This is a genomic window from Kocuria sp. KRD140 (assembly GCF_017168375.1).
In the GTDB taxonomy this organism is placed as follows: Bacteria; Actinomycetota; Actinomycetes; order Actinomycetales; family Micrococcaceae; genus Kocuria; species Kocuria marina.
In genome coordinates this window covers 1-388 of record NZ_JABFAW010000033.1, presented here as the reverse complement: position 1 = coordinate 388, position 388 = coordinate 1, and the positions used below count along the sequence as shown (strand labels likewise).

The following is a 388-nucleotide window of genomic DNA, read 5'->3' as shown; positions in this document are numbered from 1 at the left end:
CTACGACGACGACGATCTCACGGCCCATCACGCCAATTTCGTCGACATGGCCGAAGCCTTCATCGCAGCCGGGACGGACGTCGTAGTCGGCGACGTGCACCCGGACAGCGCGCGCGAAGGTGAGCGACGTCGCCGCGCTGCCGCTCAGCTCGCCTACTGGACCGATCGCCTGGCCGACTCTCCGGACCTACTCGATCTTCCCACCGACCGGCCGCGGCCCGCACGTATCGGTCACGTTCGTGCATCGCACGAGATCACCGTCGAATCCGCCTCCTGGGCTGCCCTGGAGCGGCTGGCGACCGACAGGGCCACCACTCGGTTCGTGGTGTTCGAATCCGTTCTGGCCGTACTACTTTCGCGACTGGCGACCACCGATGATGTGTCCATC

Annotated in this window: 1 protein-coding gene; it reads left to right on the top strand. The window is 66.0% G+C overall.

All coding sequences use genetic code 11. The annotated features are described in order from the left end of the window. On the top strand, positions 1–388 hold a 388-nt coding region (locus tag J1M36_RS12530; protein ID WP_241247219.1), incomplete at both ends, for a condensation domain-containing protein.